This window comes from Desulfovibrio sp. 1214_IL3152 (assembly GCF_036763055.1).
Lineage (GTDB): Bacteria > Desulfobacterota > Desulfovibrionia > Desulfovibrionales > Desulfovibrionaceae > Desulfovibrio.
In genome coordinates this window covers 1-1179 of the sequence record NZ_JBAIYW010000386.1, presented here as the reverse complement: position 1 = coordinate 1179, position 1179 = coordinate 1, and the positions used below count along the sequence as shown (strand labels likewise).

General features: G+C 61.8%; 1 protein-coding gene. It reads right to left on the bottom strand.

Features of this window, described 5'->3' with window-relative positions:
• Nucleotides 1-1020, bottom strand: a 1020-nt coding sequence (dinB, locus tag V6C07_RS08440; RefSeq protein ID WP_333535954.1) for a DNA polymerase IV, incomplete at its 3' end; no start/stop codon positions are given.
• Nucleotides 1021-1179: the final 159 nt, after the last annotated feature.

Sequence of the window (1179 nt, the reverse complement as noted above, 5' to 3'; positions counted from 1 at the left end):
GGGCGCATCAAAGCCGGACACGCCAAGGCCGATAAGGCGCACGGGCTGCGGCAGGGGCAAATCTGCCAGCAGGCGGCAGCCTGTTTCAAAAATGGTTTCCGTGGCATTGACGGGTTCTTCCAGCGTGCGGGAGCGCGTGATCTGCTTGAAGTCGCAAAATTTTACCTTCAGGGTAATGGTGCGCCCCCGGTAGCCGTGCCGCCGCAATGAACTGCCCACGCGCTCGGCGTGGGCCATGAGCATGCGCTGTAAAAAATCCCTGTCCCGCGTGTCTTCGGCAAAGGTACATTCCGCGCTTTCGCTCTTGGCCTCGCGTTCTGTCTCCACCTTGCGGCTGTCGCGCCCTTGGGCGCGTTCGTAGAGGGCAAGGCCCCACTTGCCGAAACGGCGCTCCATAAAGTCCGGGCTGAAGCGGCGCAACTGGGCCACGGTTCTGACGCCGAGGTCCTGAAGGCTCTGCACCGTGCGTTTGCCGACTCCGGGTATCTTGCCCACAGGCAGGGCGCACAGAAAGGCGTCCATTTCTTCCTGCCGTAAAATGAATACGCCGTCGGGCTTGTTCACGTCCGAGCATATCTTGGCAAGAAATTTGACCGGAGCCACGCCCACGGAACAGGTCAGCCCTCCGGTCACATCCTCAATGCGGGCTTTAATGGCCGCCACCAGCGCTTCCAGCGGTCCGAAAAGCCGTTCAAGGCCCGTGGCGTCCATATACGCCTCGTCCACGCTGGCCGGTTCCACCAGAGGCGAAAAGTCTTTCAGGGCAGACATGATGGCGTGGGAAAGCTCGGTATAACGCTGGTAGCGCCCGCGCACAATGACGGCCTGCGGACACAGGCGGCGCGCCACGACCATAGGCATGGCCGAGTGTACGCCGAAGGTGCGGGCCTCGTAAGAACAGGTGGAAACCACCCCCCTGTCGCTGCTGCCGCCCACAATAACCGGGCGGCCCCGCAGGTCGGGGTTGTCCATTTGCTCCACAGAGGCAAAAAAAGCGTCCATATCGATATGAATGATCATGGCGGGCGGCCCAACGGGCTGGTCAAAGGGTGTGGGTTGTTTTACCCCACAGGCCCGCTTCCGGCAAGGGCGGAACACCGGGCCAGGAGAAAGTGCCGGCCAGGAGAGAACGCCGCAGCGCGTCATGCTCCCGATTGTCTTGGTTTGCTCTATTGCGGG